Below are 22567 nucleotides of genomic sequence, written 5' to 3' on the forward strand. Positions count from 1 at the left end.
GCCTAAAGCTCCTCTCTAACGTTTTCATTAATCTTAATCCTTAAAAACTCTCTAATCTTTTCAACTTCCTCTTTATCAAGATTAGGAATCTTATAGCTTCCCCCAGCAGTTCCTATCTTTACATCTGCCAAATTAAACTTTCTATTTACTGGCCCTTCACTTAAGTTTATATTCTGAATTCTAACTATAGGAATAGTTACACTTCTTTTGAAAAAAACTCCCTCAGTGAAGAATATCTCTTCCTCATCTATTCTGTAACTCCACTGTTTGTATTCAAAAAAAGGCTCAATATAAGCACTTAAAACTGTTATCCCTATAATTATAAAGCTTAAAATATTCACTATTCTCATGTGATTATTCAAAATATAATCAGCCCATTGGATATCCATCTTAGGTAAAACAAATATAATTCCTAAATAAATAATCACTAATACAATTAACCCTATTGTTCTCCCTAAAATCCATGACTTAATAGCTTTATTGCTTAGCTTTTTGTCCATTAGTCCATCCCCCATTAAAATTTTGTTAACTTTTCCTTAAAATATCATAATTAGTCTTATTAAGTCAATTTAAAACCTAAGAATTAAGCAAAGTTTAAGAAAGAATCTATTGTAATATAAAAAATCACTTTCCTAAGTATTTATATAGAAGCTTTTTTCTTCTATCTACCTAAGAAAGTGATTAAACTCTATCTTTTTGTCTTCTAAATATAAATATTAAATATAATATTGTGCTTGAGCACTATACATAGTTTCATACTCATTGCCTTTATCTTTTACAAGTTCATCATGAGTTCCATATTGAATAAGTTTTCCTTTTTGAAATACTGCTATGTTATCACAAAATCTACAGCTAGATAATCTGTGAGAAATATATATTGTTGTCTTTTTTCCTATAAGTTCATTAAACTTACTATATATTTCATACTCAGCTTTTGGATCTAAAGCTGCCGTTGGCTCATCAAGGATTACTATTGGTGCATTCTTATAAACTGCCCTAGCTATGGCTAATTTCTGAGCTTGTCCCCCAGAAAACTCTATTCCACCTTCATCAAAGTTTTTATATATAGGAGTATTTATTCCCTTTGGTAACTTTTCTAAGTCTTTTCCAAAGCCACTCTTTATTAGAACCTCTTCTATTTCCTCATCCTTAACCTTATTAAAATCATTTAAAGCTATATTTTCCTTAATTGAAAAGGACATTAGTTTAAAATCTTGAAATACTACTGATAGAAGTTTCATATATTCATCATAATCATATTCATTTATATTAACTCCATTTAATAGAATTTCCCCCTCTGTTGGCTCATAAAGTCTTGCTAAAAGCTTTATAAAAGTGGTTTTTCCAGCACCATTTAATCCAACTACTGATAATTTTTCACCCTCATTTATTTTTATTGAAACATTTTTTAAGGTGAATTCTTTACTTCTTGGATATTTAAAGGATACATTTTTAAACTCAATATTAACCTTTTCTAAATTTCCAATCTTCTTACCTTCTTTAGTGTGTTTAGATTCTATATTTTCAAACTCCATAAAAGCCTGAAGATATCTACACATTTGTCTTATAGTTACATAACTTCCAAAAAGATTAGATATGGATTTACTAAAATTTATGGCAGCATTTGTGTACATTGTAAAGTCACCAATTCCTATACTATTTATTAAAACTTTATAAGTTATATATCCATAAACTATAACCATTTGTAATTGTAATACTATTTCATTTAATCCCTCATACACACCTAATTTGCTAAACATCTTAATAAATGCATTGGTACTATTTATATTAAACTCATCTAATTTCTTTACAAATAAAGGGGCTACATTATAAAGTCTTATATCCTTACCTGCTGAAAAATCATTTATTGTATTAATATAATACCCAAACTCTCTATTTAGTGGAATTAAGGAATCAAAAAATTTATGCTGTAACCTTTGAGATTTCTTATACATAAATGAACTTAAAAGAACAATTAAAATTATTAGGGCTATAATAATCCAATCAAGAGTTAAAATAACTCCTATTAATCCAATTATTTTAAGTATTTCAGTTAATCCCTTAGATATATTGTAAGTAAGTTGCCAAATAGCTCCCTGATTTCTTATGGGAAATAAGGCTCTTTCCTTTAAGTTTAAAATCTCTGGATCTTCAATATTTTCAAAATCTAAGTCCATAACTTTCTTTCCTATAAGCAAATCAAAACCTGCTACTACCTCTTCGTTTTTAATATTACATTTTTTATCTAAAACTCTATTTATTAAGTTTAATACTCCATTACCTATTACAGTTAATAAAACTAACAAAATAAGAACCTTTATTCTTCTCGCTCCTAAAAGTTCATCTATAATATACTTTGGCATTATTATATTTAAGAAAGGAACTGCTGCTGCAAATAAAGATGAAAAGAATAATGTTGGTATATAGGTCTTTGATATTCCATGAGCTAACTTTAAAAAATGCTTTATTATATATAAATCACTTGTGTACTTTTCTTTATTCTCCATTATGCTAAAGCCCCACTTTCTTCTTTATAATATTGTGCTTGTATATTAAACATATCACTATACTTGCCATTTTTCTTTAATAATTCCTCATGAGTTCCATACTCAACAATTTCACCATTTTCAAAGAAAGCTATAACATCACAGAACTTTGTACTTGCAAGTCTATGAGATATATAAATTGCTGTTTTATCTCCAATTAGCTCGTCAAATCCCTTATAAATATTATATTCAGCTACAGCGTCTAAAGCTGAGGTTGGTTCATCTAAGATTACTATTTTTCCATTCTTATATAAGGCTCTAGCTAGGGCTAACTTTTGATTTTCTCCTCCTGATAATTCAACCCCTTCTCCATCTAAAATTTTTAAAAGAGAGGTATCTATTCCCTTTTGAAGAGAATTTATTTTATCTCCTACTCCAGCCTTTTCTATGCAATGTAAAACTTTTTCTCTATCAACATCTTCTAAATTCTCTAGAGAAACATTTTCTGCCACAGTAAATGCAAAGGTTTTAATATCTTGGAACACTACTGATAAGATTTTATAATATTCTTCCTTAGAAAAGTCTTTTATATTTACCCCATTTATTAAAATCTCTCCGCTTGTTGGCTCATAAAGTCTACATAAAAGTTTAACAAAGGTTGTTTTACCTGCTCCATTAATTCCAACAATAGCAAGTCTTTGCCCCTTTTTAATCTTTAATGAAAGATTTTTATAAATATATTTATCTGTTTTTGGATATTTAAATGATACATTTTTAAATTCTATTTCATAAGAACTATCAATAGGTATATCCCTAGTTTTTTCTTTATCTTCACTCTTAATTTCTAAAAACTCTCTCATATCATCTAAATACATATTTTGTGCCTTAATATGGGCTAAATCATCTAATATACCTTTCATCCAATCTCCAAAACCATTTATTGTTGAAAAATACATTGTGAAATCTCCTATGCCCATTCCTCTAAAAAGCACATTATATATTAAATATCCATAAACCACACATTCTCTTATTACAAGAAGTATTACATCAACAATCTTAACCTTTAATTGTTTTTCTTGGACATCATTAGATATATCTATTCTCTCTCCCCTAAATTTTTTAAATTTATCAATAAGTATATTTTTTAAGTCATATATTCTTATATCTTTACCATAAGCAAAATCATACATTGTATCAAATACATAGAAAGTTCTTCTATCCTTATCAGCCGCCTTTTCTTTTTGACTATACTCATACTTTTTAACCCTCATAGTTAAAGCATAGCTTATTAAAACATTTATTATTAAGAATAATAAAATCCATGGACTTAAAAATAATACTATAGATATATATCCTACAAAGGCAGTTAACCTTCCAAAGAGTCCTAAAAGTGTATGATATACTCCTTCAACCCCTGTATTATTACTCATAACTGCATTCATAACACTTTTTATTTTATTTAAAACCTCAGGATCCTCAGTATTTTTAAAATCCATTTTCATTATTTTATCACTTATCATTGTTATATAATCAGTTCTAATCTTTGTAACCCTAGGACTATATGCACATCTAAGCCAAGCTATAGAATAGTTCACAACTGAAGATAAAAGAAAAAATCCAATTAAAGTCATTAAGATTATTTCTATTCTTCTCTGTCCTAAAAGTTCATCAATCAAAAATTTTGGTAAAAAAATCCCTATAAAGGGTGCAATAGATGCCAAAATAGTATAAACACCACATTGCGCAAACAAAACCCTGTCCTGACTCCAAGCATATCCCATAATATACTTAATATTGATTAAAAGAGTACCCTTTTTCTTATTAACCCTCATAAATTCCATCCCCTAATTCCAATTAAAACCTCTTATTTCTCATCTTTAGCTCTAATTTATTAAACTATATTTTTCCCCCTCTCCTTTACCCTATCTAAATTTATTTTTTAATACCACAGCTATTCTATATAGGTTAACTGTAAGAAATATTATTACTAAAAAATAAAACCCACTTACATTATACACAATATACCAAAAATCCCATAAAAATTCATATTACTTTTTATAAAAAATTAATTTATTAAGCTAAAAACCCTTATAAAAAAGGCGTATATCAAAAAAACTTTTGATACACGCCTTTTAAAATTCTTATTCTATTTCATAAACTCTTGTGTAGCGTAATATGTATTTCCTATTTTATAAACTCCTACCCCAATAGAAGTAAAGTTAGGAGAAAGTATATTAGCTCTATGTCCTGATGAGTTCATCCAATTAGTCATAAATTGGTTAGCTATGTTTGAATCTCCTGAATATCCACCTAAATAAGCTATATTCTCTCCCCATGCATTATATGAAACTCCATCAGCTTTCATTTTAGCTGTTATTAATTGTCCATTTGGATCTTCATGTGAAAAATATTTTCTCACTCCCATATCCTCTGACTTAATACGAGCATATTTTTGCATAGTGTTACTATAACTTAAAGGTGCAACCCCTGCCTTAGCTCTTTCTTCATTAACCTTATTGAATATCATTTGTTCAATTTGAGCTATATAAGAACTACTATTATTTGATTGTTCTACTGGTTTCTCAACTTGATTTTCTACAGGCTTATTTTCTTGTTTTTGCACAGATTCCTTATTAGTTTCTTTCTCTACTTTATTATTTTCAACTGGCTTTTCTTCTTGTTTATCCTTTGAAGGATTTGCCTCTTCATTGTTACTTTGTGAAACTTCTTTATTTTCATTATTTGATTGAATAATCTCTAACTTTCCATTTTCATAATTAGATTCTACCTTTGCCTCTTCATCTTGTGGAGTATTTTTAACACTCTCTTCTTTTTTAGTAGTATCTGTTACTTTATCCTTAGAAAAATTCTTACTTATATTCTCAAAAACTTTAGTAAAAGGATTACTGCTTAAAATATTAGTTTCTTCCTTGGATTTCTCTCCTTGTTGTGCTTCTACCTTTTCTGAACTTTCATTTGAAACACTTTGGTTAGCTTGTACATTTTTATGAGATATATTATTACTATTAAAATATCTCACCCCAGCACCTCCAGAACATAATCCTAAAGATAATAATATAGAAATTAAAATTTTACTCATGTTTTTCCCTCCTAGTTATCCTTTGTTTTTCCTAATAAGTATAACTAAAATCCTTTTAGTATTTCTTTGTAGAGGCTATTACTACTTAAAAAATTTATTATATTTAAGTAAGAATACAACTTAAAAATCATTTAGCTATTAAATAAAAAAGTGTTCTATCTTAACTACCTCTATATGTATAAGTCATCTTGGCTTTTACATCTTCTTGTAACCTTTAAGATCAACACTTTTTTCTAACTTAGGAATGAATAAATTATAAAGTCTTGTCCATAGACTTTAAATGAATTATATATGAATATTTAATCGATCTCCAGTTTTTCTCCTAAAACTTCCCAATATTATTACTGGTTATACAGTAAAAATAACTCTACAATAATAAATTATTCACCTCCCCCCTATTTTTCCCTATTAATTCCTATATAAATTATAAGGATATTTGTTCTTAATTTAGCTAATAATATTAATGGACCCTCTTACTCTTAAAAATTATAATTTCGACAGTTGTCGTCCTTTCAAAAGTTACATAAAAAGGAGTTATATCAATTTAAACTTATAAATAAAAATTATAAATTCTTAGTGAAATTCACTAACTCTCTAAATACATTTATAATTCTTATATCTAAGTTTTGATATAACTCCCTCTTTTTATTTTAAATTCCTTAACTAAATTCTAAATTTCAAATATATCTTTAATTCTAAATTAATCTAAAGCAAAACTTCACTTTAAAAAATAATCTATTTCTTTAATTTAAAATTACTTAAGTCTTCCTATAAAAATACTAATAAGTTAACTCTACTTAACTTCTATAGAAATTTCTTCTTCAAAGTACATGCTCTTAACCTTTATTTTGCAAAGTCCAGTTTGCCCTTGAGTTCTTACCCAGAAAGCTGTTATTCCACCAGAGATTCCAAACTTACTTGGTCCCATTATACTTAAAGGTCCATCTATTTCTACTTCAATAAAATCATTATTTAAGAAAAGAACCTCTCCTAAGTTATCTAAAAGTTTAACCACAATTCTAGTAGCATCATAACTTGTTTTATCTAATGAAAGTTCTAAATCATCTGGTGTAACTTCTAACTTATTCATGCTTCTAAGCTCACCTATTTCTTTTGAAGCAACCTCTTTATTATCTATAAAGCCTTTTATTATTAAAGAGTTTTCCTTATCTCCCCAACCTCCAGCTAATTTATAAACTAAAGACATTATTTTAAATACAGGTATATTTACTCTTTCACTAAATTCTTCAATATATTTAAAATCTTCTTCAGCTAAATTAGTTAAATTAGAATCTTTTAATTTATTTAATACAAAGTCTTTAATTTCTTTTTTTGCTTCTTCAGTAAGAGGTATTTCTGAATCCATAGATAAAATATGTGAAACCTCTATTGGTGGATGTGGTAAATTAGGGAACTTTTCTTTGTTAGGATAATAAGTATCTATATATATTCCATCTTTAAATATTTTAATATAATCACAGTTTGTAAGCACTGTAAATGGAAGTATTGCTCCTCCATCTCTTTCTCCCTTAGCCCCTAAAGTAATAGGCTCTAAAACAACACCATCTTCTACTTTCTTTTGGCTAGCATATGAATAAGCTGCATACTTAGGATTTCTGAACATATCAGAAACTCCATGGTAACAAATTTTATCTCCTGAACCAAAGGAACTATGTGTATTATAATCAAAAGCACACCATCCTATGGCTCCACTTATTTCATCTAAGCCAAAGGATTCATTAATAACTCTCAAATGTCTATAAGCATGTTCAACTTTTTTACACTCTTGATCAAAGCTTTTTGTTGGATACATATGCCCATTATACTCAGTTACTAAATAAGGAACTTTATCAGCTTGTCCTGTTACTTCACTTTGAGTTCTTAATACTTTTTCTCCCCCACTGTGTATAAAATCATTCATGGTATAAACATCTTCTAGGAAATCACTATTTTCTAAGTATCTAACCCCACCAGTTTGTCTAATAGGATCTAAACTCTTTGCCATAGCATTAGTTTTCACATAAAAATCATGACTATCTTGAGACTCATTTATTCTAACGCCCCATAAAACTATGGAAGGTCTATTGTAATCTCTTTTTATCATTTCCTCTACATTTTTAATAGATTCTGCCTGCCAAGCTTCATCACCTATATGTTGCCAACCAGGTATCTCTTCAAAAACTAATAATCCAATCTCATCACATTTTCTTAAGAAATGTACTGATTGTGGATAGTGAGATGTTCTAACTATATTAAGTCCTAATTCATATTTTAAAATCTCAGCATCCTTTTCTTGAACCCTTTGAGGCATAGCATATCCTACATATGGATAAGCCTGATGACGATTTAATCCAACAAGCTTTACTCTTCTTCCATTTAAATAGAAACCATCTTGTCTAAATTCAGCTTCTCTAAATCCAAAGGTATCTTTATATTCATCTATAACTTCTGAATCTTTTAATAACTTAACTTTTATTTCATAAAGATTAGGATTTTCTATATCCCATAACTTAACCATATTTAATTGGTCTATTTCTATATTTTTAATACTTGTTCCTTCTTCAATTGGTAACTTTGTACTTAAAGTTTCTTCAAAAGTATCATCACCAAACTCTACAACAATTTCTAAATCATCTCTATATTTTTCAAAATTATTTATTTCTATATCAAGTTCTAATCTTTTTTCTTCCTTTAAGCAATCATATGCCCTTGCATATAAATTATTTATAAATATAGGTTCAACTATTCTTAAGGAAACCTCTCTATATATTCCTCCATAGGTTAAATAATCAACAACATATCCATGAGGAGGTATATCAGGTCTTTCTGTGGAGTCAACAACAACCTTTAATACATTATCTTCATTAATTTTTAAAGCCTCAGTAATATCTATTGAAAAATTAGTGTAACCACCCTTATGTCCACCAACATGAATTCCATTTAAATATACCTCTGCAGCTATCATAACTCCTTCAAAATCTAAAAATACTTTTTTGCCTTTAATGCTATTATCAAACTTTAAAGTTTTAACATAAGTAGAAATAAACTGATATGATTTTTCATCAAAATAATTATATGGTAACTCTATATTTGTATGAGGTAAATCTACCCTTTCAAAATTACTAAAATCAAACTCATTTTTTAAATATTCATCTTTGTAATCATTTGCATAAAACCATTGATCATTGATATGAATTATTTTCCTCATAAATTCTCCTCCTAATTTTACGATTAATTCCATATAAATTTTAAGTTAATTATTACCATATATTAATTATACATGTTTTACTATGAACTTTCTTTTAACAAATTACAAACTTGAATAAAAACTAAAATTTTTCCAAAATAAAAACACTTTAACCACATTAAGATAATTCTTAACTTTAAGTTAAAGTGTCTTTATTTAATCATTTATTTAAACTTAAAATCTATTCTAATATTTTAAATTAAAATTTATACTAAATATAATATAAAAGGCTAATTTAATTTTCTTCTATTAATCTTTCTAATTTATCATTTAATAGATTTACCTTTAGACCTACACTATTTTCTTTTTCTTCTAGTTTTCTTATTAAATTTAAAACCTTATTTCTAAAATCTTCAATCTTATATAGGGAATCATTGATTTCTCCTTGAACTGAAAAATCACTAAATATATTGTCAAAGAAAATATCAAAGGTATAAGAAAATCCACTTATATTTAAGCCTTCATTAAATATAGAGGTATCTACATCCCCTAACTCCTTATTTAATCTATCTACTGAATAACTAAGCCTCTCCATATAAGTTTTAGCATCATCTATTCTATTATGTTTGATTGCTGAAGAAATCATTCCTCCTCCAACAATATCATATATTCCCCAATTCTTAGCACTCCTTAAGGATTTTAAGGTTTCTTCACTAATCATTAAGCAATTATTAGCTTCTCTTAAGGCTTCTGAAATTTCTGTCTTATTGCTTAGTAAGTCCTTTATTTCATTTTCTATTTCAATTATTTCATCTCTTATATTTAGATTAAACTTTTTAACTAACTCTCTCTTTTCACTTATAAGATCTTTATACTTACCTTCAATATTAATTAACTGCCCTAATCTGTTGTTATTTTCTTCTACATCATACCTTAACTTTTCCACCTTAAACTTAAAGTTATCATACTTAAGTTTTGCCTCTAAATACTCTCTTTCTTCTTTTTCTAGTTTTTCATCCTTATTTCTTAATATATTAGATATTAAATTAGAAAAAGATAAACTCTTTAACTTTTGAACATCCTTAAGCTCCTTATTTAACCTCTTTTCAAGCTCTCCTAATTCCTTCTCCTTACTATTCAATTCATTTTCAAGTGATAAATTTCTCTTTTCAAGAATTTCCTTTAAGGCTATATTTTCTCGACATTCTTTTATTTTTTCATTTAAATCTTTAAGCATAACTACTTTTAGGGTACATAAAAATAAATCTTATAAAAAATCTTCAGATAATATATTCATAAATTTTATATAAGACCTTTAATATGCCCCTTTTCACCTCCCTAAAATCTTATACATATATTTAATACATTTTCAAATAAACCCCTAATATACTTATATCTTAAATTTTACTTAGCTTAGTATTATAATTCTTTCTAATATATATTAAATTAAAATAATCAAACCCACATTATTTATATAAATTTCTTTAGTAAGCTTAATATTTAATTAAGGAACATTCAAACAAGCTATCTTTTTTATAATCACTCATATTAAATGGCAAATACATAATGAATATTCCTAATACAAAAATAAAATATGCAAAAATTGATGTTGTAATAATATTACTTTCAACATTTATAATATTAAGTATTTCATATCCATTTGGAGGATTTAAAAAGGCATAATTTGCATCAAATAAATAATTTGCTATAAAAGCACAAATTGCAAATATAAAAGAAAAAATAAGTGCCTGTTTTACATTCTTACTTTTCACTTTAAATTCCTCTATTAATATTAGATATAATGAAGCTATTAATAAAAAATAATGTCCTATAAAAAATGTATAGTAAGTTATATGTGGAAAAATATAAGAATTAGTTATAGGTATCATTAATGCTCCTATAGCTCCTATTGTTCCCCAAAAATAAGCTATTGATTTTGCAAAATCATTCTTCTTCCATATCAATCCTATTGCTGCCATAATTATTGCAATTCTACATGGATACAAAGGTAAACTTTCCTTCAAATAAAAATTAGGGAATCTAGAATACCATATTGCTAAAAAAATTTGAGTTGATAACAAAATAAGTGCTGTAGTTACTTCAAATGTTCTTCTATATTTCCACTTTTTTATTTTTTCTTTAAATATAATTGCTATAAATATGGTTATTACTACACATAAAATAATCTTAAAATGTAAAGATGAAAATAATGGGAAAGTATAATCATCTGTTTTTATCCTAAATATTTCATTGCTAAGCTCTAACAATCTATTCAAAGTATTCTCCCTACTCAAAAATATTATGCTGAGTAGTTTCCTCCTTTTTAACTTTATTCTTAAACCTATTCTAAAACTCTATAAATTTATATACCTTTTAGAATTTATACTCATATTCTTAATAATCCCTTATATAATCACATCCTTATTTAATAAACTTATTTTTTTTTATTATATTATCTATTTTATCATATAAAAAACAAATTATTTCTTAATTTATTCTTTAAAATATCTTCTTTATTATAAAAAATTAAAGCTACTAATTTTATTACTTAAATCATATGTGCATAAAATTAGTAGCTTTTTATTCCTATTATTTGCTTATTTTTAATATTATTTTTATTTATATACTTTATTAAATATTATCTTTTAAATAAAACTTACAATATATTTATTTAATAATTCTTTTAGAATTTTTATTAAATAATTAATTATTGTTCGTAAAAATTATAATATATTTATTTAATGCTCTTAAATTCAAAGCCTTTACTTTGTAAGTACTCTATTATTCTTGGTAAAGCCTTAACTGTTTCTTCTTTTCCATAAGTATCATGCATTAAAACTACTACATTGTCTGCATTAGGGCCTAAGCCTTCTACACTTTTCTTAGCAAATTCAACTAATTCATCTGCATTTTTCTTTTTCCCTTCTGCATCTCCATTTAAGGCATTCCAATCAATGTTTTGTATTCCCTCTTGAATCATTTTTTCCTTCATAGGTGTTCTATCTTGCCAAGACCAGTATCCACCTGGGAATCTAACTACTTTTGTTGAGAAATCTTCACCTAAGACTTCTTTCATTAAGTTTTCATTCTTATTTATATCTGACATTATGTTATTTACATTCATCTTTCTATTAGGATAAAGATATTTGTAATCGTGACTATATGTATGATTTCCTATAGCATGTCCATTTTTAACAATCTGCTTTAATAATTCTTTTGATTTATCTCCAGCACTTATAGAATTTCCTGTTACAAAGAAAGTTCCTTTTATATTATATTTATCTAAAATCTTTAAAACCTCTGGTGTATTAGTTGTTGATGGACCATCATCAAAAGTTAAATACGCTATCTTTTTACCATCTTTTCTAACTGGATATTGTAATGTCCCCTTTAAAAGACCATTAGTGTACTCTGATACAACTTTCCCATCCTCAGCATTTGGATCTTTATCAAAAGGTAAATACTCTAATTCATTTGTCTTTGCCTTATCTTTACCTTCTGTATTTTTTTCATCTGTTGTATCTTTAGCTTCTACAGCTTCTTTATTTTCTGTGGCCTCAACCTGCTTTTTGTTTAGTGAATTACATCCTACAAAAGATCCTAAACATATTAACACACTAAGAATAAGACCCATTTTCATTATTTTCTTCATATATTTATCCCCCGTATAATTGATTATCGCAAATTTATTATATAAAAATAAAAAATATAAAAAAATACAAAATAGAAACAAACAGTTTAAATTTTTTTTACTTTTTAATGTTATTTTAAAGAATAAAATATTTAAAATAAAAATTTAATACTCAATTAATATCTTAACATACTTTCCTAAAATAAATTAAATAAAAAATAAAAAGCCACTAATTTAAGCAGCTTTTTAGACGGTTGCCCATGCCATGTAATAGTCATCTTCATTATCCTTATTAAAATTGACCTTAACAACCTTATAAGAACTATCATTACAGCAACAAGTCATTTTATTACCATATTCATCATAGGTTCCTTTTTCGTAATATTCTTTTAAAGAAATAAAATCATATCCTAAGGAATGTACTATATCTTTTAAATTTTCTACTCCAGTTCCTCTTATACCTAGCTCCCTTATTACATCGCATTGACACTCTTTACATAGTGTCATGGCATACAAGTTTAGCTCATCATCATAAAGAACTAACTCTACAGTACCATATTTAGTTAATAAATTTTTAAGGTTTTCTTTAAACATAAAATTCTCCCCCTTAAGTATAAACATATCATTACATTTATATCCTATAAGTAAAGATTTCATACATTAATTAACTTATGTATCTTAAAATTTATTATACTCCTCTACATTTTCTCAATCAAACCTACATAGAAAGCTTAAATCAGTAAAATTAATCAATATTCTTATTCAAACTAATATTTGTTTACTTTTATACTAAAAATACAAATTTTCTTTTAATAACTCTTTTATTTACTTTAAAATTAAATATTTAAACATATTTATTTACTTTTATAATAAACTTTATTAATTTTCTTGGGTAATTTAAAGAATATTAAAACATATTTGCTTTTATACTTAATTTTCTAAATTTATATAGAATTTATTACACAAAAAACTTTAAATTATTTCTTCTTAAATAGTGCTTTTACCTCTCTTTTTACAACATCAAAGAAACTTAATGACTTAACTATACGATTTGCATCAACATATTTTCTAACAGTACGAAGTACTTTCTTTGTGTCTTTAGAAGAAAATGAATATGTACCATTTTTCTTAGTTTTAATTGCATATCGTGGAATCCACTTTCCTTTGAACATAACTGATGCAATTACATAGTCAACTTCTTCCCAAGGAATTTGAATGAACTTTCTATAATCATTAGAATTATAAAATTCAAATCCTTTATCACCAATCATTATTTGTCCATAATCAGCAAGACCTGAAAAAGATGTTGCATCAACTACTAAATCCACTTTTGTATTAAGTGATTGAACCATAGATCTACCTCTTTTCTAATTAAATATATAAACTTATTTTACTTAATTATTTCTTTTCAAAATAAATAGTTCTTATGAAAATTTTTTATAAACACTCTTTTAGCCTTTTTATTTTTAAGAAAAGCCTAGGCTAAGTAAAATATTATACTAACCTAGGCTAAATAAAAATATTACATTAATCCTATTACGTGGAAAACAATACCGATTGCGAATAAAGCAAGAATAATTACAATTGGAGATACTTTCTTCTTAAGTAACCACATACAAAGGAATGTTAATAATAATCCTGCAAGTCCAGGAATTAATGAATCTAAGTTTCCTTGTAATGTTGTAACTTTCTCAGCAGTTAAAGATAATCCAGCTGATTGTTGTAATAAGGCTTCCTTAATACCTTCTGCACCTGCTGGAAGGCTATTCCAATCAATATAAGCACCTGGGCTCAATTGAACTGTTGATACTACTGGAGCAAATTTAATAGATACCCATCTATTAACTAGTGATCCTAATATAAACATACCAAGTATAGATGCACCTTTTGTAATATCTTGTAATAAGTTTCCTGATAAGTCCTCTGTAATACGAGAACCAGCTTTATAACCAAATTCTTGTGTGTACCAAGTAAATGCCATACGGATAATATTCCAACCTAAGAAGAATATTATTGGTCCTAATATGTTACCAGCCATAGCAAGTGAAGCACCTAATGCTCCTAATATAGGTCTAACAGTAAACCAGAATACAGGGTCTCCGATACCTGCTAAAGGTCCCATCATACCAACTTTAACCCCTTGAATAGTTACATCATCTACTTGAGCTCCATTTGCACGATCTTCTTCTAATGCTAATGTTACACCAATGATAGGTGAAGCTACATATGGGTGAGTGTTGAAGAATTCTAAGTGACGTGTTAATGCCGCTGATCTTTCTTCTTTAGTTTTGTATAATTTTTTGATTGCAGGAATTAATGAGAATGCCCAACCACCATTTTGCATTCTTTCATAGTTCCAAGATCCTTGAATGAAAGTTGAACGCCACCAAATAGAAAGACGATCTTTTTTTGTTAATTTTAAATTTTTCTCCATTTTCGTCTTCTCTCCCTTCTTAGTATCTATCGATAATATCGCCTACTGGATCTCCTATGTTTGATCCACCATTACCTGAGCCACCTTTTTTGCTAAGTGCTAAGTAAATAAGAGCTAAAGCTACACCAATTGCACCTAATCCTATAAGTGTAAGTTGAGAAATAGTTGCTAATACAAAACCGATTGCAAAGAATGGCCATACTTCTTTTGTTGCCATCATGTTAATTACCATTGCGTAACCAACAGCTACTACCATTCCACCACCTACTGCTAAACCATCTGTTAACCAAGCAGGCATAGAAGCAAGTAATGCGCTTATTGGACCAGCACCTATTAATAAAATTAATGCAGCTGGTAATGCTATACGTACACCTTGCATAAGAATAGCAATGAAATGCCACATTTCAACTTTTCTTATATTACCTTCTTTAGCAGCAGCATCCATAAGGTGTACAAATGCTGTAGCTATTGTACGACAAATAATTGTTAATAATAATCCAGCAACAGCTAGTGGAATTGCTATAGCGATAGCTGAAGATATTCCCGCTTGCCCTTCTCCACTAAGAACTAAGATAATTGCAGCTGCAACAGATGCTAATGCTGCGTCTGGTGCTACGGCAGCACCTATGTTTGCCCAACCTAAAGCGATCATTTGAAGACTACCGCCTAGGATTAAACATGGTATTAAATTACCTGTAACTAAACCTATTAAAGTACAAGCAACTAATGGTTGATGAAATTGGAATTCGTCTAGGATCCCTCCCATACCAGCTAAGAATGCAATAATAATAACTAATATTATTTGAATTATATTTAAATCCACTGTTATTAATCCTCCTTTTCATTAAAATAACTTATTTATATTAAATCAAATTATTTTAATTTATTTAATTCCTCTTGTGCTTTTTTAAGAATTTCATCCATATTTCCTTTTGTATCATTTGGAACTTTACGAACATCAAAATCTAATCCAGCTTCTTTAAGTTTATTAAAAGTGTCAATATCTTCTTGATTAAAAGCAAGTACTTTATTTGGTTGAACCTTACCTGGAGAGTGAGCCATAGAACCAACATTAACTGTCTTTATAGGTACTCCTCCCTCTACTGCTCTAAGTACATCTTCTGGGTTTTCAAAAAGAAGTAATGCACGCTGTCCTCCAAAGTGTTGATCATCTTTTGCAAGCTTAATCATTTGACTAACTGGAACAGTATGCGCTTTAACTCCAGGAGGAGCTGCTTGTTGAATCAATTTCTTACGAAGTTCATCTTTAGCTACATCGTCTGATACAACAATAATTCTTGTTGGTTTTACAGTTTTTGTCCAAGCAGTTGCTACTTGACCATGAAGTAAACGTGAATCAATACGTGCCAAAACGTATTCAAAAGAGCCAGGCGCACCTACATTGTTAGATTGTTGAGCAGAATCTGTAGTAGCTTTAGTAGATTCTTCAGGTTCTAATGATTCTGGCTTAACTTTAACTCCTTCTCTAGCTGACTTTAGAATATTAGCAGCAATTTCTTGTGCTGATTCCATTGAGAAACGAGAAGCATAAGCTTCAATAACCATTGGTAAATTCATACCAGCTACGATTGCCCATTTGTCTTTATGTTCTTCAACTAGGCTATCTGCTTGGTTAAATGGTGTTCCACCCCATAGATCAACTAAGAATAAAACCTCATCTTGATTATCAAAGGAAGCGATTGCTTCTTTCATTTTTGCTCTAATATCATCAGGTCCTTCACTCGGCATTAATGTAACAGCTTTTACATTTTCCTGTTCTCCAAAAATCATTGAGCCAGATTGTAATATGCCTTTAGCAAATTCCCCATGACTAGCAAGAATAATTCCTACCATATGTATACCTCCTATTTTTTTATTCTTTAAGACAAATTTTTCACTTTATCTTACGTTAATTTTACAATTTTTACATCAGTTTTACAAGCCTTATGTAAATTTTAAACATATATATATTTTGCAAAAATACAAATTCTATTAAATAAATAATACCTCTTTAAGCAAGTATTTATCTATATAAAGGACATTTTTCTTATTTACAGCAATACCTTAAACCATTTTAAAAAATTTTCAAAAAATTCAAACTTTATTTTGACAAATTATAAAAGAAGTACACCTATTAATTATACTTCTTCTATATTTTTTCTATTCATTTTACATTTTTTCTATTTTAATCTTTCAATCAAAAATCTAACCACTGCATCATCATTATTATTGCCAATAATCCCCGTAGCTATGGCCTTTAACCCAGCTGAAGCATTTTCTAAAGCATAACATTCATCTGCAATTTCAAACATAGGAACATCATTTTCTCCATCACCAAAAGTTATAACTTTACTATGTTCTACATAATCCGCCAAAAATTTTATTCCATTAGCTTTTGAAGCCTCCTCATTATATACATCTAAGAAAAAAGCTCCTTCGTTATATATATCTTTATAACAATTACCAGTAACACCTTTTACTTTCAGTATCTTCTCAAATAATTCATGAGCTATAAGTTTATTATCTTCAAAAAACACAAAATTTATTATTTGATTATCATCTAAAATATCTAAATAATTTTCAACTTTTTTAAAAGACTTAAGTTTTTTATTGCATCTTTCCTCATAATATTCTCTCTCAAAATCATAAGTAAAATCTTTATGATAAACCCATAGATAATCATCTTTTATCCCATAAAGAAAGAATGTTTTGTTATATTCTTGAAGTATTTTGATAATCTCTTTGACACTTTCTTTGTCTATTTCTTTAACATCTATATATTTTTTCTTTTCAATATCAAAAATTATAACTCCATTCATAAGAACAACAGGTGTTTTTATATCTATTCCATCTAAAATATCTGAAACAGTAGCTGGACTTCTAGCTGTTGCAATTGCAAAATTAATCCCTGTGCTTATAAGTCTATTTAATTCCTTTTTAGAATAATCTGATATAACTTGATCCTTATTTAGTAAAGTTCCGTCTAAATCTGAAACAAATAACTCCATTTAATACCTCTTTCTCTAATGTCCTAAACATTAATTACCTTTTTTTATCTAATATACAATATATCTAAATATTATTCAAAGGAGTATATGAAAAGCCATTTATTAAAATAATTATCTTTAAATAAATGACTTTTGAAAACTTCTATTTATTTTATTTTCTTATTTAATGATGTTTCTATTATTAAATCTATAAATTTTGAATATGATATTCCTCTAGATTCTGCACTTTGTGGAAATAAACTTGTAGCTGTCATACCAGGTAATGTATTTACTTCTAGTATATATGGAACTCCTTCTTCTGAAATTATCATATCCACTCTAGCATAAACTTCACATTTTAATACTTCAAAAGTTTTTAAAGCCATTTCCTTAACTTCATCATATAAAGATTTTTCTAACTGAACTGGTAAATGTTCTGCTCCATTAGCTGCATACTTTTGCTTATAATCATAAAAATCTGCTTTGCTCTTTATTTCAAGAATAGGGAAAAGCTCTCCATTAAATATAGGACAAGTAATTTCTCTTCCTTTTACAAAGGATTCAATTATTACTTCTTCATAATATTTTAATCCTTCCATAACAGAATTTTTTATATCTTCTTTTTTATAAACCTTAAAAGTAGCCACACTCGATCCTCCATTATTAGGTTTAACAAAAACTGGATAGCCAATTTCCTCAATCTTGTCATAATCTATTTCCTCTATAGACTTCACAGTTATCCATTTTGCTGTTCTTATGTTTTCAGCTTTTAAAACCTTCTTACTTAGATTTTTATCCATACATAAAGAACTACTTAAAGCTCCACATCCTGAATATGGTATATCCATTATATCTAAGAAAGCTTGAACTGTTCCATCCTCCCCAAATTTACCATGTAGTGCTAGTAAAGCAAAATCTAACCCTTTAACTTTTTCTAAGATATCTCTTTTATTATTTATAATTATTTTACTAACTTCATACTTTTCTTTATCTATATGATTAAAAATTGATTCTCCACTTGCTAAAGAAACTTCTCTCTCTGAAGAAATTCCTCCCATTATTATTCCAACCTTCATATTATTGTCCTCCAACTATAATTATTATAAGTAAATCCAAATTTAACTCTATAATATTATTATAGAATTTTTGCATATAAAGGTAAGAACCACATAGCCTTTAATTTTATATAATGGTGGCCTAATAAAAAATGATATTAGATAGAATATAAAATATTTAAATCTATCTAATATCATTTATAATTAATTATTTAGTTTATCTATCTAGCTGTTCTTACTGTTATTGTATCTCTTTTTGAAATTTCTCCATTAGAATACTTAGCAGCAACTTTAAAGTTATAAATTGTATGTCTGTTTAACTTTCCAACTGTAAATTCAGTTTGATCTGCTGAAACTTCTCCAACTTTCTTGTTATCCTTATAGATTATATATCCATCTAATCCATAAGTATTTTCTGGTGAATCCCAAGCAAGACTTACACTCTTCTTTTGAACATCTACTGTTCTTAAGTTAGTAGGTGCTTCATTTTCTATTTTCATTTCTATTTCGCCAAAACCTGAATATGGAACTTCAATTCTTCTAGCCTTCTTGCCTTCTGATTTAACTTCTAATGTTAGTACTCCACCCTCTGGATTAATAGATATTCTATCTAAAATAGCTGTATCTCCCCCTTTGGCTACTGGAACACTAACCTTCTCTGGGAATATTGAATCCTTGTCATTAAATATGCTTACAATATCTCCTGCTTCTAAATCCTTTATTTTTAAAGTACCATAATTATGATTTTCTCCATTCATTCCTGGTGCCTTGTAAGGAGTTAATTCAAATCTTTCTGGAACCTTTGAATATTCCCAATTTTCTCCTTCAAAAGCAGCACTCATTCTTAAACTTTCTCTCTTACCTTCTTCAACTGTTCCATAGTAAACTCTTCCACCATCTTCACCAAAATCTAATCCTTCAAATTTAGCTTCTCCATTAGAGTCTATAGTAGCTGTAGCAAAAGGAGTTTCATCATTTAATCCCTTATAAAGATTAACAGTTTGTCCTTCTTTACCTCTTGTAAATAATACAGAGTCATTAGCCCCTTTATTATTTTTAGCATTTACAAATCTCATTGGAATCTCAGTTGTTTGATCTGTAAATGTTTCTTCATATAATTGGAACTCGTATACTCTTATAGCTGCCCAAGGTGAATTTCCTGAATTATCAATTCTAAGTCTTAGATGCTGTGCAACTATTGGCTCTGCTAAATTTCTATCAGTAATAGCCTCCTCATTTCCAGTTACAGCATCAACCTCTTGATAAGTTTGTCCTCCATCATATGAAACTTCTAAAGCAAAATCTCTTGTATTCATTTCTTTTGCTTCTCCACCAGCTTCAGCATGTTTAACAACCCATCTTTGAATATTTTTTGGCTCTCCTAAATCAATTGTTAACCAACCACTATTAGCTCCAGCGGCACACCATTTACTATTATTATCTACTTTTCCATCAACGGCTTTAAGACCTGGTTCTGCAGCACCCTCTGCACTAGTTTGAACTGATTTATATAAGGCAAGGTTTTCATAAACCTTTTTATCTGGAATTTGTGTAGCATCATGAGGAATTCCCCAATTGAATGTTACTCTCTTTCCTTCTCCTCTATTGTAATTTACATCTACAGGAACTACTTCAATGTCAAATTCCATTTCTTCTCCATATCTCTCAAACTCTTGAACATAGTAAGCATCATTTGGAGTTGCTCCCATAAGTTCTCTAGATCCATCTGGCTTAATTCTATATATTTCATAGAATGCTAAATCATCTTCATTTCCTGATTCTAATCCATTCCAGTAAATTCTAGCCTCTGCACTATTTGAATTATGAACCATTGTTTCTTCTAAAATAACATCACTATTTTTTAAACCTTTATTATTTTCAGCAGTTTCTTCTATAGATATTTGTCCTACATTTATCTTAAAGTTTTCAACATCTTGACCACTTTCAAACTTTAATGATATTGCAGAAATTGTTTTTCCAACATGGTCACCTAAAGGTATTTTAACCTCTGTCCATTCTCCATTACTATTTTTATTTACATCAAAGAATGTAAAGTTTTCTTCATCATAATTTTCTCCAAAACATAATCCTACTTTCATGTTTGGAGCTGATTCTGTTTTATAAACAATTGATAATTCTGTTGAGTTATTCTCTATATTTAAATCAGTGCTGTATAACTTAATGTGGTTTGGATTTGCAGCCTCTAACTTACCTTCAACCTTTAATGAACTTCCTCCATTGTATGCAGTTTTAAAGTCAAAATCTGGAGTAAGTTTTGAACCATTTGATTCAACTATCCATCTCCAAGTTGGTAAATATTCTTGCATTGCTCTATTGTTCCACTCTTCATCCCTTGAAAGTGAACCATCTATATAATAATCTTCCCCATGTCCTAAATTAAAGTTTGTCACAAATGGTAAATCATTTATTGCTGATCTATCTGGAACATAGTTAGCTAATCCTGTCCAATCTTGCTCTGTATCTGATTTTGATGGGTCTCCTGTTGGTCCTACCCAGAATTTTTGATCATGCTTATAGAAATCATAAACATCCTTAGCCATTGAGAATGTTGAGTTTGGAGTGTACATAGCTAAAGAAAGTCTAAGCTTTCCATTCTCATCTAATAAGTAATCATCATTAAATGGAGTATTATATGCATTTTGTTGAACATCTAATCCTGCATAAACATCAAAAGGACTTCTTCCTAATGATTTAGCAGTATTCACTGTAGTCTCTATTTTTTCTGGAGTCCAATTATAATTTAAAAAGAATTCGTCAGTTGTTCTATTTTCTCCATTTTGGAAGAAAGCAGCATTCTTATCATTTAAAGCATCTTGCCACTTAACATTTCCATCAACAGTCATAGAATCATACCAACCTATAACCATATTTGGAGCTTTCTTTTTGATATACTCAAGCATTTCTACCATTCTATCTGCATCATCTTTTACACAGCCATAGGATTCTTGGTTAAAGAAATATCCATCAAATCCATAATATTCAGCTATTTCAATCATTTTGTCTGCAACTGGGAAGTTTCCATTCTTATCTTTTTGAAGGAATGCTCTTACCTGTTCAACATACCCTTCTCCTGGTCCCCATGGAAATCCTATTGTAGCTAAAACTGGAACACCATTTTTATGTGCATTATCAACTACATCTGGTGTTGGAAGTGCAAATATTCCTCTACTTGATCCTCCCCAATAAACATATGAATTTACATACTGCCAATATGAAAACACATAAGCATCCATTGAATCACTACCTTGTGATGGTGCTCTATCAACATATGGATTAGTTAAAGCAACATTCATTATTTTAGCTTCTGGATTAGCATTTTCATTTACAATGTCTCCCATAAACCTATCTTGAAGCTCAATGCTTGCTCTATTATACTTAGCATCTGGATCACTTTCCGGTGTCCAATTTAATAAAGTTTCAATGCTATAAACTTCTCCTAATGGTGCTAATGATTCTTTTTGATCATATGGCACATTTGGTGAAGCCTTAACTTCTAATCCTCTAAAACTAATTAATGATGTTATTACTGATGCCATGCACAAAACTGCTAGCAAACGTTTACTCATAATGCCTCTTTTTCTCATTTCCCTTTTCCCCCTAAAATCTAGTGTTAATTTTATGACTTTATATTTATATTCGGTAAAATCATATAATATGACAAAAAAA

At 28.4% G+C, this 22567-nt stretch carries 16 protein-coding genes; all 16 read right to left on the reverse strand.

The window, feature by feature from the left end; translation table 11 throughout:
• Positions 1 to 2: 2 nt before the first annotated feature.
• Positions 3 to 500 carry a PH domain-containing protein gene (locus tag I6G60_RS12250; protein ID WP_003455803.1) on the reverse strand — a complete coding sequence of 166 codons (498 nt, stop codon included), beginning with the start codon at positions 498 to 500 and terminating at the stop codon, positions 3 to 5.
• A gap of 216 nt (positions 501 to 716) precedes the next feature.
• Positions 717 to 2507, reverse strand: coding sequence for an ABC transporter ATP-binding protein (locus I6G60_RS12255; protein WP_003455695.1), 1791 nt, complete (start codon positions 2505 to 2507; stop codon positions 717 to 719).
• The gene (locus I6G60_RS12260) at positions 2507 to 4318 is read right to left on the reverse strand and encodes an ABC transporter ATP-binding protein (protein ID WP_111744080.1); all 1812 of its coding nucleotides are present in this window, start codon (positions 4316 to 4318) and stop codon (positions 2507 to 2509) included. The genes I6G60_RS12255 and I6G60_RS12260 overlap by 1 nt, the downstream gene beginning before the upstream one ends.
• A 314-nt stretch (positions 4319 to 4632) precedes the next feature.
• Positions 4633 to 5586 carry a CAP domain-containing protein gene (locus tag I6G60_RS12265; protein ID WP_003455787.1) on the reverse strand — a complete coding sequence of 318 codons (954 nt, stop codon included), beginning with the start codon at positions 5584 to 5586 and terminating at the stop codon, positions 4633 to 4635.
• Positions 5587 to 6379: 793 nt separating this feature from the next.
• Positions 6380 to 8794 (reverse strand): glycoside hydrolase family 2 protein, encoded by a 2415-nt coding sequence (locus tag I6G60_RS12270; RefSeq protein WP_004456165.1) that lies wholly within the window; start codon positions 8792 to 8794, stop codon positions 6380 to 6382.
• A gap of 274 nt (positions 8795 to 9068) precedes the next feature.
• The gene (locus I6G60_RS12275) at positions 9069 to 10010 is read right to left on the reverse strand and encodes a hypothetical protein (RefSeq protein ID WP_011590390.1); all 942 of its coding nucleotides are present in this window, start codon (positions 10008 to 10010) and stop codon (positions 9069 to 9071) included.
• A gap of 256 nt (positions 10011 to 10266) precedes the next feature.
• Positions 10267 to 11049 carry a YwaF family protein gene (locus tag I6G60_RS12280; protein WP_011590389.1) on the reverse strand — a complete coding sequence of 261 codons (783 nt, stop codon included), beginning with the start codon at positions 11047 to 11049 and terminating at the stop codon, positions 10267 to 10269.
• 458 nt (positions 11050 to 11507) lie between these two features.
• Positions 11508 to 12425 carry a polysaccharide deacetylase family protein gene (locus I6G60_RS12285; RefSeq protein WP_003455717.1) on the reverse strand — a complete coding sequence of 306 codons (918 nt, stop codon included), beginning with the start codon at positions 12423 to 12425 and terminating at the stop codon, positions 11508 to 11510.
• Between the two features lie 225 nt (positions 12426 to 12650).
• Positions 12651 to 12998 (reverse strand): hypothetical protein, encoded by a 348-nt coding sequence (locus I6G60_RS12290; protein WP_011590388.1) that lies wholly within the window; start codon positions 12996 to 12998, stop codon positions 12651 to 12653.
• Between the two features lie 383 nt (positions 12999 to 13381).
• Positions 13382 to 13756, reverse strand: a complete 375-nt coding sequence (locus tag I6G60_RS12295; protein WP_003449204.1) for a DUF956 family protein — start codon at positions 13754 to 13756, stop codon at positions 13382 to 13384.
• Between the two features lie 170 nt (positions 13757 to 13926).
• Complete coding sequence (locus tag I6G60_RS12300; RefSeq protein WP_003455840.1) at positions 13927 to 14838, reverse strand: PTS system mannose/fructose/sorbose family transporter subunit IID; 912 nt, start codon at positions 14836 to 14838, stop codon at positions 13927 to 13929.
• A 19-nt stretch (positions 14839 to 14857) separates the two neighbouring features.
• Positions 14858 to 15661 carry a PTS mannose/fructose/sorbose transporter subunit IIC gene (locus I6G60_RS12305; RefSeq protein WP_003455721.1) on the reverse strand — a complete coding sequence of 268 codons (804 nt, stop codon included), beginning with the start codon at positions 15659 to 15661 and terminating at the stop codon, positions 14858 to 14860.
• A 50-nt stretch (positions 15662 to 15711) separates the two neighbouring features.
• Positions 15712 to 16692, reverse strand: coding sequence for a mannose/fructose/sorbose PTS transporter subunit IIA (locus I6G60_RS12310; RefSeq protein WP_003455841.1), 981 nt, complete (start codon positions 16690 to 16692; stop codon positions 15712 to 15714).
• 326 nt (positions 16693 to 17018) lie between these two features.
• Positions 17019 to 17846 (reverse strand): Cof-type HAD-IIB family hydrolase, encoded by an 828-nt coding sequence (locus tag I6G60_RS12315; protein WP_004456191.1) that lies wholly within the window; start codon positions 17844 to 17846, stop codon positions 17019 to 17021.
• A gap of 146 nt (positions 17847 to 17992) precedes the next feature.
• On the reverse strand, positions 17993 to 18901 hold the full coding sequence (locus I6G60_RS12320; RefSeq protein ID WP_011590386.1) for a D-alanine--D-alanine ligase: 909 nt from the start codon (positions 18899 to 18901) through the stop codon (positions 17993 to 17995).
• A gap of 200 nt (positions 18902 to 19101) precedes the next feature.
• A complete protein-coding gene (locus tag I6G60_RS12325) occupies positions 19102 to 22485 on the reverse strand; it encodes an endo-beta-N-acetylglucosaminidase (protein WP_138329565.1) in 3384 nt (1127 codons plus the stop codon).
• Positions 22486 to 22567 lie beyond the last annotated feature (82 nt).

It is taken from the genome of Clostridium perfringens (genome assembly GCF_016027375.1).
In the GTDB taxonomy this organism is placed as follows: Bacteria; Bacillota; Clostridia; order Clostridiales; family Clostridiaceae; genus Sarcina; species Sarcina perfringens.